11 protein-coding genes, 2 tRNA genes and 1 pseudogene are annotated in these 15,482 nt (G+C 57.4%); all 14 read left to right on the top strand.

Annotation, left to right across the window (positions count from 1 at the left end):
* Window positions 1-75: 75 nt before the first annotated feature.
* Window positions 76-151, top strand: a tRNA-Trp gene (locus IE083_RS14115).
* Window positions 152-218: 67 nt separating this feature from the next.
* A complete protein-coding gene (secE, locus tag IE083_RS14110) occupies window positions 219-572 on the top strand; it encodes a preprotein translocase subunit SecE (protein ID WP_189354616.1) in 354 nt (117 codons plus the stop codon).
* Between the two features lie 2 nt (window positions 573-574).
* Entirely contained in the window at window positions 575-1,108 is a 534-nt protein-coding gene (gene nusG, locus IE083_RS14105) for a transcription termination/antitermination protein NusG (RefSeq protein WP_189354614.1), read from the top strand.
* 91 nt (window positions 1,109-1,199) lie between these two features.
* Entirely contained in the window at window positions 1,200-1,631 is a 432-nt protein-coding gene (gene rplK, locus IE083_RS14100) for a 50S ribosomal protein L11 (RefSeq protein WP_047968375.1), read from the top strand.
* A gap of 1 nt (window position 1,632) precedes the next feature.
* Window positions 1,633-2,328: a 50S ribosomal protein L1 gene (gene rplA, locus IE083_RS14095; RefSeq protein ID WP_189354612.1), complete on the top strand. Its 696-nt coding sequence runs from the start codon at window positions 1,633-1,635 to the stop codon at window positions 2,326-2,328.
* Window positions 2,329-2,474: 146 nt separating this feature from the next.
* A tRNA-Thr gene (locus IE083_RS14090) sits at window positions 2,475-2,549 on the top strand.
* Between the two features lie 83 nt (window positions 2,550-2,632).
* Window positions 2,633-3,130 carry a 50S ribosomal protein L10 gene (gene rplJ / locus IE083_RS14085; protein ID WP_189354610.1) on the top strand — a complete coding sequence of 166 codons (498 nt, stop codon included), beginning with the start codon at window positions 2,633-2,635 and terminating at the stop codon, window positions 3,128-3,130.
* 36 nt (window positions 3,131-3,166) lie between these two features.
* Window positions 3,167-3,538, top strand: a complete 372-nt coding sequence (gene rplL / locus IE083_RS14080) for a 50S ribosomal protein L7/L12 (protein WP_189354608.1) — start codon at window positions 3,167-3,169, stop codon at window positions 3,536-3,538.
* Between the two features lie 149 nt (window positions 3,539-3,687).
* Window positions 3,688-7,863 carry a DNA-directed RNA polymerase subunit beta gene (gene rpoB / locus IE083_RS14075; RefSeq protein ID WP_189354606.1) on the top strand — a complete coding sequence of 1,392 codons (4,176 nt, stop codon included), beginning with the start codon at window positions 3,688-3,690 and terminating at the stop codon, window positions 7,861-7,863.
* Between the two features lie 58 nt (window positions 7,864-7,921).
* Complete coding sequence (rpoC, locus tag IE083_RS14070; protein WP_189354604.1) at window positions 7,922-12,115, top strand: DNA-directed RNA polymerase subunit beta'; 4,194 nt, start codon at window positions 7,922-7,924, stop codon at window positions 12,113-12,115.
* Window positions 12,116-12,266: 151 nt separating this feature from the next.
* Window positions 12,267-12,638, top strand: coding sequence for a 30S ribosomal protein S12 (gene rpsL / locus IE083_RS14065; protein ID WP_189354602.1), 372 nt, complete (start codon window positions 12,267-12,269; stop codon window positions 12,636-12,638).
* A gap of 104 nt (window positions 12,639-12,742) precedes the next feature.
* Entirely contained in the window at window positions 12,743-13,213 is a 471-nt protein-coding gene (gene rpsG / locus IE083_RS14060) for a 30S ribosomal protein S7 (protein ID WP_047968368.1), read from the top strand.
* Window positions 13,214-13,240: 27 nt separating this feature from the next.
* Window positions 13,241-15,340 carry an elongation factor G gene (gene fusA, locus IE083_RS14055; RefSeq protein ID WP_189354600.1) on the top strand — a complete coding sequence of 700 codons (2,100 nt, stop codon included), beginning with the start codon at window positions 13,241-13,243 and terminating at the stop codon, window positions 15,338-15,340.
* Between the two features lie 72 nt (window positions 15,341-15,412).
* Window positions 15,413-15,482, top strand: a pseudogene (locus tag IE083_RS15880) (GTP-binding protein); the annotation flags it as partial.

Here is a 15,482-nt window from a genome sequence, read left to right as displayed (position 1 = left end):
TTCGCCATTCGTGAAGGTGGTCGCACCGTTGGTGCTGGCGTTGTTGCCAAAATCATCGCCTGATAAACAGGTTTTAGGCCAGTAGCTCAATTGGTAGAGTATCGGTCTCCAAAACCGAGGGTTGGGGGTTCGAGACCCTCCTGGCCTGCCAATTAAGACTAACCGGCGCTTATGCGCCGGTTAGTCTTTTTGACGCATGTAAATGGTGGAAACGACAGATGGAAATGCAAGATAGGCTGAAGCTGGTTGCGGCAATTCTGGTGTTGGTGGCGGGGGTGGTTGGTTTCTACCTGTTGCCGGCAGACCAGGGTGTGCTGCGCGCGCTGCTTTTTGTCGTCTCGATTGCGATTGCGGCCGGCGTGGTCTGGTTGTCAGCGCCGGGCAAGCAGTTTGTGCTTTATGCGCAAGAGTCGCTGATCGAAGCTAAAAAGGTGGTGTGGCCGACAAGAAAAGAAGCAACGCAGATGACGTTGATGGTTTTCGTCTTCGTGCTGGTGCTGTCCTTGTTCATGTGGCTGGTCGATTCCTCCCTGTCGTGGCTGTTCTACGACGTATTGCTTAACAGAGGTTAATCATGGCAAAGCGTTGGTATGTCGTGCACGCGTACTCCGGTTTCGAGAAGAGTGTGCAAAAGGCGCTGCGTGAGCGCATCGAGCGCGACGGCTTGCAGGATTTGTTTGGCCAGGTGCTGGTGCCGGTTGAGGAAGTGGTCGATATCAAGAACGGTCGCCGCTCCATTACCGAGCGCAAGTTTTTCCCGGGCTATGTCCTGGTCGAGATGGAAATGACCGATGAAACCTGGCATCTGGTGAAAAGTACACCAAAGGTGACCGGGTTTGTGGGTGGCACCGCCAACCGCCCTGCACCAATTTCGGTGAAGGAAGTTGAGTCCATTATGCAGCAGATGCAGGAAGGGGTGGAAAAGCCCAAGCCTAAGGTGCTGTTTGAGGTGGGTGAGCGCGTTCGCGTCAACGAAGGTCCGTTCAATGACTTCAATGGTGTTGTTGACGAGGTCAACTACGAGCGAAACAGGCTGCGTGTCTCGGTGCAGATTTTCGGTCGGGATACGCCGGTCGAGCTCGAGTTCAGTCAGGTTGAAAAACTTTAAGTTGTTGTTTTTTTGTGGGGCAGGTATAATCCTGCTCCTTTCACTTGGGGAGCGGGCAGTCCGCGTTTAACCCATACACGGAGTCTACATCGTGGCAAAGAAAATCATCGGCTACATCAAGCTGCAAGTGCCAGCTGGTAAAGCCAATCCATCGCCTCCTATCGGTCCTGCGCTGGGTCAGCGCGGCTTGAACATCATGGAATTCTGCAAGGCGTTCAACGCCCAGACTCAGGGTGTTGAACCGGGTCTGCCAATTCCGGTGGTGATCACTGCTTACGCAGATAAATCCTTCACCTTCGTGATGAAGACCCCCCCTGCTACCATTCTGCTGAAAAAAGCAGCTGGTATCCAGAAGGGTAGCGCCAAGGCTCATGCTGACAAGGTTGGCAAGGTGACCCGTGCGCAACTGGAAGACATCGCCAAGGCCAAGCAGCCAGACCTGACTGCCGCTGACCTTGATGCTGCAGTTCGTACTATTGCTGGTTCCGCCCGCTCCATGGGTCTGGAAGTGGAGGGTGTGTAACATGGCAAAACTGTCCAAGCGCGTTCAAGCCCTGAAGGCTCAGGTTGATCGTAACAAGCTGTACGCTGTTGAAGAGGCCATTGCTCTGGTCAAGAGCGCGGCTACTGCCAAATTCGATGAGTCCATCGACGTTGCCGTGAATCTGGGTGTCGATCCGCGTAAATCCGACCAGGTTGTTCGTGGTTCGGTTGTGCTGCCACGTGGTACCGGCAAATCGGTACGCGTTGCCGTGTTTGCACAAGGTGCAAACGCTGAAGCCGCCAAGGCCGCCGGTGCAGAAGTGGTTGGTTTCGAAGACCTGGCCGAGCAAGTCAAGGCCGGTAACCTGGATTTCGACGTCGTGATTGCTTCTCCGGATGCAATGCGTGTTGTCGGCCAGTTGGGTCAGATCCTGGGTCCGCGTGGCCTGATGCCTAACCCGAAGGTGGGTACCGTTACTCCTAACGTTGCCGAAGCCGTGAAGAACGCCAAGGCCGGTCAGGTGCAGTACCGTACCGACAAGGCAGGTATCATTCACGCCACTCTGGGCCGTGCTTCGTTCGAAGTTGAGGCCCTGCGCGAAAACTTTGTTGCGCTGGTTGACGCTCTGGTTAAGGCCAAGCCGGCTGCATCCAAAGGCGTATACCTGAAGAAGATTGCCGTATCCAGCACCATGGGTGTTGGTGTACGCGTTGATACTGCGACCACTGGCGTTTAATTTGCCGGTCTGGCAGTTTCACAATGGCTTTGGGCTGGCAGGCTTTGCCTGCCAGATTGTCAAAGACCGTAGGTGCCGTCTGGCTTAATGCTCGCAAGAGTAGCCTACGCAGATGGTGAACCCTTAGAAGGCTTTCAACGTATTTGGCTCATGTAGCTCAGGGGTAGAGCACTCCCTTGGTAAGGGAGAGGTCGGCGGTTCAATTCCGCCCATGAGCACCATCCGTTTGTTATGTCTCCTGATTAGGTCGCCGCTGCAAAGCGAAGCAGAATATCCTGCTTCATTTCAGTCTAGGAGGTGGACCTTGAGTCTCAATATTGAAGATAAAAAGGCGGTTGTAGCTGAAGTATCTGCCCAGCTGGTGGATGCCCAGACTCTCGTTATCGCCGAATATCGGGGCATCGAGGTTAGCAGCATGACCAAACTCCGCGCCAAGGCGCGTGAGAACGGCGTTTACCTGCGTGTTCTGAAGAATACTCTGGTTCGTCGCGCCGTTGCCGGTACACAGTTCGAAGCACTGGCTGACCAAATGGTTGGCCCGCTGGTTTACGGTGTATCTGCTGATCCGGTAGCTGCTGCCAAGGTGCTGTACCAATTTGCCAAAGAAGACAACAAAATTGTCGTCAAGGCAGGTTCCTACAACGGCAAAGTGCTGAATGCTGCCGAAGTAGCCGAACTGGCTTCGATTCCGGGCCGCGAAGAGCTGCTGTCCAAGCTGCTCTACGTTATGCAGGCTCCGGTATCCGGTTTTGCTCGTGCTCTGGCCGCTCTGGCCGAGCAGAAGCAATCCGAAGCCGCTTAATTTATTCGATTCATACCGTATTCAGGAGTTTTACAAATGGCTATCACCAAAGAAGATATCCTCGACGCAGTTGCTGGTCTGACTGTTATGGAACTGAACGACCTGGTTAAGGCGTTCGAAGAGAAGTTCGGCGTTTCCGCTGCTGCCGTTGCTGTTGCCGGTCCTGCGGGTGCTGGTGCTGCTGCTGCTGAAGAGAAGACCGAGTTCGACGTGGTTCTGACTGCTGCCGGCGAAAGCAAAGTTAACGTGATCAAGGTTGTTCGTGCGATCACCGGCCTGGGTCTGAAAGAAGCCAAGGATCTGGTAGATGGCGCTCCGAAGAATGTCAAGGAAGGCGTATCCAAGGCTGAAGCCGACGACATCGCCAAGCAGCTGATCGAAGCTGGCGCCAAGGCTGAAGTAAAATAATCTTCCTGGCGAAGATTAGTGAGGCTGGTGGAGAAATCCGCCAGCCTTGTTGCGCTTGTGATGTTGTAACGAGTTGCTAAAGGTCAGCATTCAAGTTTTGTGGCTGCTGACGTTTGGTTTCTTGCGCCACCCCCCACAATGGAGACTCTATGAGTTATTCGTTTACTGAGAAAAAACGTATTCGTAAAAGCTTTGCGAAGCGTCAAACCGTTCTCGATGTCCCATTCCTGTTGGCAACGCAGATTGATTCGTACACTGAGTTCCTCCAGTTGGGTGTGCCGTACGATCAGCGTAAGGATGTGGGCCTGCAGGCTGCATTCAAGTCGATTTTCCCGATCGTAAGTCACAACGGTTTTGCCCGCCTCGACTTTGTACACTATGTGTTGGGTGAACCGCCATTTGATGTACAGGAATGCCAACTGCGTGGCATCACCTTCGCCTCGCCTCTGCGTGCACGAATCCGTTTGACCATTCTCGATCGCGAATCTTCCAAGCCGGTGGTGAAGGAAGTGCGCGAGAACGAAGTCTACATGGGTGAAATCCCGCTGATGACCTCGAACGGTTCGTTCATCATCAACGGTACCGAGCGTGTCATCGTTTCCCAGTTGCACCGTTCGCCAGGCGTGTTCTTTGAACACGATCGCGGCAAGACCCACTCTTCCGGCAAACTGCTGTTCTCTGCCCGCGTGATTCCTTACCGCGGCTCGTGGCTGGACTTCGAGTTCGACGCCAAGGATCAGCTGTTCTTCCGTATCGACCGCCGCCGCAAGATGCCGGTATCGATCCTGCTCAAGGCGCTGGGATATACCAGCGAGCGCATCCTGTCCGAGTTCTACAGCTGCGACACGTTCTACCTGACCAAGAATGGTGTGTTCCAGAAGGTGGTTGCCGACCGCCTGAAGGGCGAAGTGGCCAAGCTGGACATCGTTGGCGAAGACGGCAAACTGATCGTTGCCAAGGACAAGCGCATCACCGCCAAGCACATCCGTGATATCGCTGCGGCCAACCTTGACCGTATCGAAGTACCGTTCGACGTGCTGGTCGGCAAGATCCTGGCCCGCAACGTGATCGCCCCGGAAACCGGCGAAGTGATCGCGCGCGCCAACGAGGAAATCACCGACGACCTGCTGGCCAAGATGGACATCCATGACGTCGCTGAAGTCGACGTGCTGTTCATCAACGACCTGGATCATGGCGGTTACATCGCGCACACCCTGCGCGGCGACGACATCGCCGACCAGCTGCAGGCGCGCGTGGCGATTTACCGCATGATGCGCCCGGGCGAGCCGCCAACGGAAGACGCTGTCGAGCAACTGTTCCAGCGCCTGTTCTTCAACGAGGACAGCTACGACCTGTCCCGTGTTGGCCGCATGAAGTTCAACACCCGCACTTACCAGTACAAGCTGGATGACAAGTCGCCGGAGTGGTTCAAGACCATGCTGTCCGACACCTTCGCCCATCGCCGCGACGTGATGGACGGTGTGCTGTCGAACGAAGACATCGTGTCGGTCATCGCCATCCTGGTCGAGCTGCGCAACGGCCGTGGCGAAGTAGACGATATCGATCATCTGGGTAACCGTCGTGTGCGTTCCGTCGGTGAACTGGCCGAGAACCAGTTCCGTGCCGGTCTGGTGCGTGTCGAGCGCGCGGTGAAGGAACGCCTGAACCAGGCCGAATCCGACAACCTGATGCCGCATGACCTGATCAACGCCAAGCCGGTATCGGCCGCGATCAAGGAATTCTTCGGCTCCAGCCAGCTGTCGCAGTTCATGGACCAGACCAACCCGCTGTCCGAAGTGACCCACAAGCGCCGTGTTTCGGCCTTGGGCCCGGGCGGTCTGACCCGCGAACGCGCCGGTTTCGAAGTGCGTGACGTACACCCGACCCACTACGGCCGCGTGTGCCCGATCGAGACGCCGGAAGGTCCGAACATCGGTCTGATCAACTCGCTGTCGGTGTATGCCCGCACCAACGAGTACGGCTTCCTCGAGACGCCGTACCGCAAGGTGATCGACGGCAAGGTGACCAACGAGATCGACTACCTGTCGGCGATCGAAGAAGGTCGCTACATCATCGCCCAGGCCAACGCCGAGCTGGCGGATGACGGCAGCCTGATCGATGAGCTGGTGACCTGCCGTGAAAAGGGCGAAACCATCCTGTCGACGCCGGATCGCGTGCAATACATGGACGTGGCTACCGGTCAGGTGGTGTCGGTAGCGGCCTCGCTGATTCCATTCCTGGAACACGACGATGCGAACCGTGCCTTGATGGGTGCCAACATGCAGCGTCAGGCGGTACCTTGCCTGCGTCCGGAAAAATCCTTCGTCGGTACCGGTATCGAACGTGCAGTGGCGACCGACTCCGGCACCACCGTGGTGGCACGCCGTGGCGGCGTAGTGGATTACGTCGATGCGACCCGTGTCGTGGTACGCGTCAACGACGAAGAAGCGCTGGCCGGTGAAGTTGGTGTCGATATCTACAACCTGACCAAGTTCACCCGTTCCAACCAGAACACCAACATCAACCAGCGTCCGGTAGTCAGCGTTGGTGACCACATCGCCCGTGGCGACGTGGTGGCAGACGGTGCCTCGACCGACATGGGTGAGCTGGCGCTGGGTCAGAACATGACCATCGCCTTCATGCCGTGGAACGGCTACAACTTCGAGGACTCGATCCTGATCTCGGAGAAGGTGGTGGCCGACGACCGCTACACCTCGATCCACATCGAAGAGCTGTCGGTTGTTGCCCGTGACACCAAGCTGGGGCCGGAAGAAATCTCCCGCGACATCCCGAACCTGTCCGAGCGCATGTCCAACCGCCTCGACGACTCCGGCATCGTTTACATCGGCGCCGAAGTGACCGCCGGTGACGTGCTGGTCGGCAAGGTGACGCCTAAGGGCGAAACCCAGCTGACACCGGAAGAGAAGCTGCTGCGCGCGATCTTCGGTGAAAAAGCGTCCGACGTGAAAGACACCTCGCTGCGCGTGCCGACCGGCATGGTCGGTACCGTGATCGACGTGCAGGTGTTCACCCGCGAAGGTATCGAGCGCGACAAGCGTGCCCAGTCCATCATCGATGCCGAACTGAAGCGCTATCGCCTGGACCTGAACGACCAGCTGCGTATTTTCGAAAACGATGCTTTCAGCCGTATCGAGCGCCTGATCCTGGGCAAGGTCGCCAACGGTGGTCCGAAGCGCCTGGCCAAAGGCTCTGAAATCGACGTCGCCTATCTGGACGGCCTGCCGTCCAAGCACGAATGGTTCGATATCCGCATGGCCGATGAAGACATCGCCAAGCAGCTGGAGCTGATCAAGGAAAGCCTGGCGCAGAAGCGTGAAGAATTCGATCTGAAGTTCGAAGACAAGAAGCGCAAGCTGACCCAGGGCGACGAACTGCCGCCGGGCGTGCAGAAGATGGTCAAGGTCTACATCGCGGTGAAACGCCGCCTGCAGGCTGGTGACAAGATGGCCGGTCGTCACGGTAACAAGGGTGTGGTATCGCGCATCCTGCCGGTGGAAGACATGCCGTACATGGCCGACGGTCGTCCGGTCGACATCGTGCTGAACCCGCTGGGCGTTCCGTCGCGGATGAACATCGGTCAGATTCTGGAAGTGCACCTCGGTTGGGCTGCCAAGGGTATCGGCGAGCGCATCGACCGCATGCTCAAGCAGCAGCAGGGCATCGGCGAGCTGCGTGCCTACCTGGAACGCATCTACAACGATACCGGCAAGCAGGAATCGCTGGCGGAAATGTCGGATGACGAAATCCTGACTCTGGCGCAGAACCTGCGTAAGGGCATGCCGTTCGCGACGCCGGTGTTTGACGGTGCCAAAGAATCCGAAATCATGCACATGCTGCAGCTGGCGTACCCGGATGAAGACGAGCACACCGCGCAACTGGGCTTCAACGGCAGCAAGACGCAGATGACTCTGTTCGACGGCCGCTCCGGCGAAGCCTTCGACCGCCGCGTGACCGTCGGCGTGATGCACTACCTGAAGCTGCATCACCTGGTCGACGACAAGATGCACGCCCGTTCCACCGGCCCGTACTCGCTGGTGACCCAGCAGCCGCTGGGCGGCAAGGCGCAGTTCGGTGGCCAGCGTTTCGGTGAGATGGAAGTGTGGGCGCTGGAAGCCTACGGCGCGGCTTACACGCTGCAGGAAATGCTGACCGTGAAGTCGGACGATGTCACCGGCCGTACCAAGATTTACGAAAACATCGTCAAGGGCGAACACAAGATCGATGCCGGCATGCCGGAATCCTTTAACGTACTCGTTAAGGAAATCCGCTCGCTGGGCCTGGATATCGACCTGGAACGTTATTAATTAGGCAAGGTAGCCTGCGGCCAACGTTGGCCGCGGGCTCCTCCTGAATGGAGACGCAATGAAAGCTCTGCTCGATCTCTTTAAGCAAGTCACGCAAGAAGAAGAGTTTGATGCGATTAAGATCGGCATCGCCTCCCCGGACAAGATCCGTTCCTGGTCGTTCGGTGAAGTCAAGAAACCGGAAACCATCAACTACCGGACATTCAAGCCGGAGCGTGATGGCCTGTTCTGCGCCCGTATTTTCGGGCCGGTAAAGGATTACGAGTGCCTGTGCGGCAAGTACAAGCGCCTGAAGCATCGTGGCGTGATCTGCGAGAAGTGTGGCGTTGAAGTCACCCTGTCCAAGGTACGTCGCGAGCGCATGGGCCACATCGAACTGGCGTCGCCGGTTGCGCATATCTGGTTCCTGAAGTCGCTGCCGTCCCGTCTGGGCATGGTGCTGGACATGACCCTGCGCGACATCGAACGCGTGCTGTATTTCGAAGCCTTCGTGGTGACCGAACCTGGTCTGACCAGCTTGCAGCCACGTCAGCTGCTGAGCGAGGAAGACTACCTCGACAAGCTGGACGAGTACGGCGAAGAGTTCGTGGCGCTGATGGGTGCCGAAGCGGTACGCGAGTTGCTCAAGCGTCTGGACTTGACTTCCGAAGTCGAAACCCTGCGCAACGAACTGTCGTCGACCTCGTCCGACACCAAGATCAAGAAAATCGCCAAGCGCCTGAAGGTGCTGGAGGCGTTCCAGCGTTCCGGCATGAAGCCGGAATGGATGATCATGGAAGTGCTGCCGGTGCTGCCGCCGGAGCTGCGTCCGCTGGTGCCGCTGGACGGTGGCCGCTTCGCGACCTCCGACCTGAACGACCTGTACCGCCGCGTCATCAACCGTAACAACCGCCTGAAGCGTCTGCTGGAACTGCGTGCGCCGGACATCATCGTGCGCAACGAGAAGCGCATGCTGCAGGAATCGGTTGACTCGCTGCTGGACAACGGCCGTCGCGGCAAGGCGATGACTGGTGCCAACAAGCGTCCGCTGAAGTCGCTGGCCGACATGATCAAGGGTAAGGGCGGTCGTTTCCGTCAGAACCTGCTGGGTAAGCGCGTGGACTACTCCGGTCGTTCCGTGATTACCGTAGGCCCGACCCTGCGTCTGCACCAGTGCGGTCTGCCAAAGAAAATGGCGCTGGAACTGTTCAAGCCCTTCATTTTCCACAAGCTGGAAGTGCTGGGCCTGGCCTCCACCATCAAGGCGGCCAAGAAGCTGGTCGAGCAGGAAGTGCCGGAAGTGTGGGACATCCTGGAAGACGTGATCCGCGAGCATCCGGTCCTGCTGAACCGTGCGCCAACGCTGCACCGCCTGGGTATCCAGGCGTTCGAGCCGCTGCTGATCGAAGGTAAGGCCATCCAGCTGCACCCACTGGTCTGCGCGGCATTCAACGCCGACTTCGACGGTGACCAGATGGCCGTTCACGTGCCGCTGTCGCTGGAAGCGCAGATGGAAGCCCGCACCCTGATGCTGGCCACCAACAACGTGCTGTCGCCTGCCAACGGCGAGCCTATCATCGTGCCGTCGCAGGATATCGTGCTGGGTCTGTACTACATGACCCGCGACAAGGTAAACGGCAAGAATGAAGGCATGGTCTTCGCCGACACTTCCGAAGTGCATCGTGCCTACGAGACGCGTCAGGTAGAGCTGGCGACCCGTATCACCGTGCGCCTGAAGGAATGGGTCAAGGACGAGCAGGGCGAGTTCCAGCCGGTGATCAAGCGCTACGACACCACCGTTGGCCGCGCCATCCTGTCGGAAATCCTGCCGAAGGGCCTGCCGTTCGAGTACATCAACAAGGCACTGAAGAAGAAGGAAATCTCGCGTCTGATCAACGGCTCCTTCCGTCGTTGCGGCATTCGCGACACCGTGATCTTCGCCGACCAGCTGATGTACACCGGTTTTGCCTACTCCACCCGTGGCGGCATCTCGATTTGCGTCGACGACATGCTGATCCCGGTGAAGAAGACCGAACTGCTGGGCGAAGCCAACAAGGAAGTCAAAGAGATCGAAGAGCAGTATCGTCAGGGTCTGGTGACCCAGGGCGAGCGCTACAACAAGGTCGTCGATATCTGGGGTCGTACCGGCGACAAGATCGCCAAGGCGATGATGGACGGTCTGTCCACGCAGAAGGTGATCGACCGCGAAGGCAAGGAAGTTGATCAGGAATCGTTCAATTCGATCTACATGATGGCCGACTCCGGTGCCCGTGGCTCCGCGGCACAGATCAAACAGCTGGCCGGTATGCGTGGCCTGATGGCGAAGCCGGACGGTTCGATTATCGAAACGCCGATTACCGCCAACTTCCGCGAAGGCCTGACGGTTCTGCAGTACTTCATTTCGACACACGGTGCCCGTAAGGGTCTGGCCGATACCGCACTGAAGACCGCGAACTCCGGTTACCTGACCCGTCGTCTGGTCGACGTGACCCAGGATCTGGTGGTGATTGAGGACGATTGCGGTACCAGCAACGGCTTCGCGATGAAGGCCGTGGTGCAGGGGGGTGACGTGATTGAACCGCTGCGCGACCGTATTCTCGGTCGTGTCGCCGCTACCGATGTCGTCGATCCATCCAGCAATGAAACCGTGATTGAGGCCGGCACCCTGCTGGACGAAAGCCTGATCGAACTGATCGACAGCCTCGGTATCGATGAGGTGAAGGTGCGTACCGCCATCACTTGCGAAACCCGTTATGGCCTGTGTGCGCAGTGTTATGGCCGTGATCTGGCACGTGGCAAGCGCGTTAATGCTGGCGAGGCAGTCGGCGTGATCGCCGCCCAGTCGATTGGTGAACCAGGTACCCAGCTGACCATGCGTACCTTCCACATCGGTGGTGCGGCATCGCGAAATGCCGCCGCCAGCCAGGTGGAAGGCAAGTCCAACGGCACTGTACGCTTCAACAGCCAGATGCGTTACGTGGCCAACAGCAAGGGCGAGCTGATCGTGATCACTCGTTCCGGCGAAGTGGTGATCCATGACGACGTTGGCCGCGAGCGAGAACGTCACAAGGTGCCGTACGGCGCGACCCTGATGGTGACCGACGGTCTGACCATCAAGGCCGGTGCAGTGCTGGCGACATGGGACCCGCATACCCGTCCGATCATCACCGAGTACGCCGGTTGCGTGAAGTTCGAGAACGTGGAAGAGGGCGCCACCGTCGCCAAGCAGACCGACGAAGTCACCGGTCTGTCGACGCTGGTGGTGATCGACTCCAAGCGTCGCGCCACCGCACAGTCGAAGATGCTGCGCCCGCTGGTGAAACTGCTGGACGACAATGGCAATGAAGTGAAACTGGCGGGTTCCGATGCTTCGGTATCGATCACCTTCCAGGTTGGCGCGATCATTACCGTGCGTGACGGTCAGGAAGTGGGCAAGGGTGAAGTGCTGGCACGTATTCCGCAGGAATCGTCCAAGACCCGTGACATTACCGGTGGTCTGCCGCGTGTGGCCGAACTGTTCGAAGCCCGCTCGCCGAAAGATGCGGGCATGCTGGCCGAGGTGACCGGTACCGTTTCCTTCGGCAAGGACACCAAGGGCAAGCAGCGCCTGATCATCACCGATCTGGACGGCTACGCACACGAAAGCCTGATCCCGAAAGACAAGCACGTGCTGGTGCACGATGGTCAAGTCGTGAACCGCGGTGAAGTGATTGTCGACGGTCCGGTTGATCCGCACGACATCCTGCGTCTGCAGGGTATCGAGGCGCTGGCGCGCTACATCAGCCAGGAAGTGCAGGAGGTTTACCGTCTGCAGGGTGTGAAGATTAACGACAAGCACATCGAGGTGATCGTTCGCCAGATGCTGCGTCGCGTGATCATCACCGACAACGGCGATACCGATTTCATCATCGGCGAGCAGGTTGAGCGTGCCGAAGTGCTGGAGACCAACGACAACATGATTGCCGATGGCAAGATGCCGGCCCAGTACGACAACGTACTGCTGGGTATCACCAAGGCGTCGCTGTCGACAGATTCCTTCATCTCTGCGGCCTCGTTCCAGGAAACCACGCGCGTGCTGACCGAAGCGGCGATCATGGGCAAAAAGGATGATCTGCGCGGTCTGAAGGAAAACGTGATCGTTGGTCGCCTGATCCCGGCCGGTACCGGTCTGGCTTATCATCGCAACCGCCGCCGTACCGGTGAAGGTGGTGATGTGGCAATCGAGTCATCGGCACTCGAATCCGAGATCGAAATCAGCGACAGTCAGTCCTGATCTGCCGTCTTTGCAAAAAACGCTGCACATTCAATGGTTAACATTGGATGGGCAGCGTTATTTTATTGACGCTGGTAGTTGACCAAAATATAATCCACGATCTTCTCGGTGGTATGGTGCCGCCGAAGGATTCAATTAGGAACTGATAGTAATGCCAACCATCAACCAACTCGTTCGTAAAGGCCGCGCCCCGGTTGTTTCGAACAGCAAGGTGCCAGCACTGGAAGCCTGCCCGCAGAAGCGTGGCGTGTGCACCCGTGTTTACACTACCACCCCTAAGAAGCCGAACTCCGCACTGCGTAAAGTGTGCAAGGTTCGCCTGACCAACGGTTTCGAAGTGATTTCGTACATCGGCGGTGAAGGCCACAACCTGCAAGAACACTCGGTCGTGCTGATCCGTGGCGGTCGTGTAAAAGACTTGCCAGGTGTGCGTTACCACACCGTTCGCGGCTCCTTGGACACTGCTGGCGTTAAAGACCGTAAGCAGGCTCGTTCCAAGTACGGTGCCAAGCGTCCTAAGTAATTGTTACTTGGGTCGTCAGCGGCAGCATTTGCTGTCGAGTAAGTGGCTGCTCCATTGAGTAGTCGCGAGCATGAAGCTCAACTGAATAGATTGAAGGAATTGAAATGCCAAGACGCAGAGAAGTCCCGAAGCGTGATGTCCTGCCGGATCCGAAGTTTGGTAGCCAGGATCTGTCCAAGTTCATGAACGTTGTGATGATCGACGGCAAGAAGTCTGTTGCCGAACGCATCATTTACGGCGCCCTCGAGCAAATCGAGAAGAAGAGCGGCAAGAACGCTCTTGAAGTATTCAATACTGCACTGACTAACGCCAAGCCGGTTGTTGAAGTCAAGAGCCGTCGCGTTGGTGGTGCAAACTATCAAGTTCCTGTTGAAGTACGTCCATCCCGTCGTATGGCTCTGGCCATGCGCTGGTTGCGCGATGCTGCACGCAAGCGTGGTGAAAAGTCCATGGATCTGCGTCTGGCCGGCGAGCTGATGGATGCGGCTGAAGGCCGCGGCGGCGCCATGAAGAAGCGCGATGAAGTGCATCGTATGGCTGAAGCCAACAAAGCATTCTCCCACTTCCGCTTCTAATAATCATCCTGCGAAAGGATTCTGGCCGTGGCTAGAAAAACTCCTATTGAACGGTACCGTAACATCGGTATCTCGGCGCATATTGATGCGGGTAAAACCACCACTACAGAACGTATTCTGTTCTATACCGGTGTGAACCACAAAATCGGTGAAGTGCATGATGGCGCCGCCACCATGGACTGGATGGAGCAGGAGCAGGAACGCGGTATCACCATTACCTCGGCTGCCACCACCACCTACTGGAAGGGCATGGCTCTCCAGTTCCCCGAGCACCACTTCAACATCATTGATACCCCGGGCCACGTGGACTTTACCATTGAGGTAGAGCGTTCCATGCGTGTACTGGACGGTGCGGTGATGGTTTACTGCGCCGTGGGTGGCGTACAGCCTCAGTCCGAGACTGTATGGCGCCAGGCCAACAAGTACAAAGTGCCACGCATTGCCTTCGTGAACAAGATGGACCGTCAGGGTGCCAACTTCTTCCGTGCCGTAGAACAGGTCAAGACCCGTCTGCGCGGCAATCCGGTGCCTATCGTGGTGCCTATCGGTGCCGAAGAAGGCTTTACCGGTGTGGTTGACCTGCTGAAGATGAAAGCCATCATCTGGGACGAAGCTTCCCAGGGTATGAAGTTCGAATATGGCGACATCCCGGCTGATCTGGTGGCAGTTGCTGAAGAGTGGCGCGAGAAGATGGTTGAAGCGGCGGCAGAAGTCGACGAAGACACCATGAACAAGTACCTGGAAGGCGAAACCCTGAGCGAAGAAGAAATCGTTCACGGTCTGCGTCAGCGTACCCTGCGTTGCGAAATCCAGCCGATGCTGTGCGGCTCCGCGTTCAAGAACAAGGGTGTTCAGCGCATGCTGGACGCGGTTGTTGAGCTGCTGCCTAGCCCGCTGGACGTGCCACCGGTTCCGGGTGAACTGGACGACGGTACTCCGACCACTCGCGAAGCTTCCGACACCGCACCGTTCTCCGCTCTGGCATTCAAGCTGATGAACGACCCGTATGTTGGTCAGCTGACGTTCTTCCGTGTGTACTCCGGCGTGGTTAACTCCGGCGACACCGTGCTGAACTCGGTTAAGGGCAAGAAAGAGCGTATGGGCCGTATCGTACAGATGCACGCTAACGATCGCAAGGAAATCACCGAAGTTCGTGCCGGCGACATCGCTGCCGGTATCGGCCTGAAGGAAGTGACTACCGGTGAAACCCTGTGCGCCATCGACGCTCCGCTGATCCTGGAGCGCATGGAATTCCCGGAGCCGGTGATTCACGTTGCCGTTGAGCCAAAAACCAAGGCTGACCAGGAGAAGATGGGCGTTGCCCTGAACCGCCTGGCCAAGGAAGACCCGTCGTTCCGCGTGCGTACCGACGAAGAATCCGGCCAAACCATCATTTCCGGTATGGGCGAACTGCACCTGGAAATTCTGGTTGACCGCATGAAGCGTGAATTCGGTGTTGAAGCCAACGTTGGCGCACCTCAGGTTGCCTACCGTGAAACCATTACCAAGACGGTTACTGATGTTGACGGTAAGCACGTCAAGCAGTCCGGTGGTAAGGGTCAGTACGGTCACGCCGTGATCACTCTGGAACCGTCCGGCGAAGGCCAAGGCTACAAGTTCTTCGACGAAATCAAGGGTGGTGTGATTCCTCGCGAATTCATCCCTTCGGTTGACAAGGGTATCCAGAACACCCTGTCCAACGGTATCCTGGCCGGCTTCCCTGTGGTTGACGTAACCGTACGTCTGACCTTCGGTTCTTACCACGATGTCGACTCGTCGCAGATCGCCTTTGAACTGGCCGGTTCCATGGCCTTCAAAGAAGCCATGCGCCGTGCCGGTCCTTGCATCCTCGAGCCGATGATGGCCGTGGAAGTGGAGACCCCGGAAGAGTACATGGGTGACGTGATGGGTGACCTGAACCGTCGTCGCGGTATCGTCCAGGGTATGGACGATGATGGTCTGGGTGGCAAGAAGATCAAGGCCGAAGTTCCGCTGGCCGAGATGTTCGGTTACTCCACTGACCTGCGTTCTGCAACCCAGGGTCGTGCAACCTACTCCATGGAGTTCAAGCACTACTCTGAAGCTCCTAAGCATGTTGCCGACGCTGTGATGACTGCTCGTAAGTAATTTGGCGCGCAAGGTTGGCCGCATGCGGCCAACCTTGTAACTGTTTGTTCTTTATTTTAGGAATTTTGCAAAATGGCAAAAGAAAAGTTTGCGCGGACCAAGCCGCACGTAAACGTTGGTACCATCGGTCACGTGGACCATG

The organism is Vogesella fluminis (genome assembly GCF_014652335.1).
In the GTDB taxonomy this organism is placed as follows: Bacteria; Pseudomonadota; Gammaproteobacteria; order Burkholderiales; family Chromobacteriaceae; genus Vogesella; species Vogesella fluminis.
The sequence above is the reverse complement of the archived record's forward strand: the minus strand, read 5'-3'. Positions and strand labels throughout refer to the sequence as shown.

Bases quoted from the DNA above. Each gene is read 5' to 3' on its own strand.
- secE (WP_189354616.1), top strand. From the start codon at position 219: ATGGAAATGCAAGATAGGCTGAAGCTGGTTGCGGCAATTCTGGTGTTG.
- nusG (WP_189354614.1), top strand. From the start codon at position 575: ATGGCAAAGCGTTGGTATGTCGTGCACGCGTACTCCGGTTTCGAGAAG.
- rplA (WP_189354612.1), top strand. From the start codon at position 1,633: ATGGCAAAACTGTCCAAGCGCGTTCAAGCCCTGAAGGCTCAGGTTGAT.
- rplL (WP_189354608.1), top strand. From the start codon at position 3,167: ATGGCTATCACCAAAGAAGATATCCTCGACGCAGTTGCTGGTCTGACT.
- rpoB (WP_189354606.1), top strand. From the start codon at position 3,688: ATGAGTTATTCGTTTACTGAGAAAAAACGTATTCGTAAAAGCTTTGCG.
- rpoC (WP_189354604.1), top strand. From the start codon at position 7,922: ATGAAAGCTCTGCTCGATCTCTTTAAGCAAGTCACGCAAGAAGAAGAG.
- rpsL (WP_189354602.1), top strand. From the start codon at position 12,267: ATGCCAACCATCAACCAACTCGTTCGTAAAGGCCGCGCCCCGGTTGTT.
- rpsG (WP_047968368.1), top strand. From the start codon at position 12,743: ATGCCAAGACGCAGAGAAGTCCCGAAGCGTGATGTCCTGCCGGATCCG.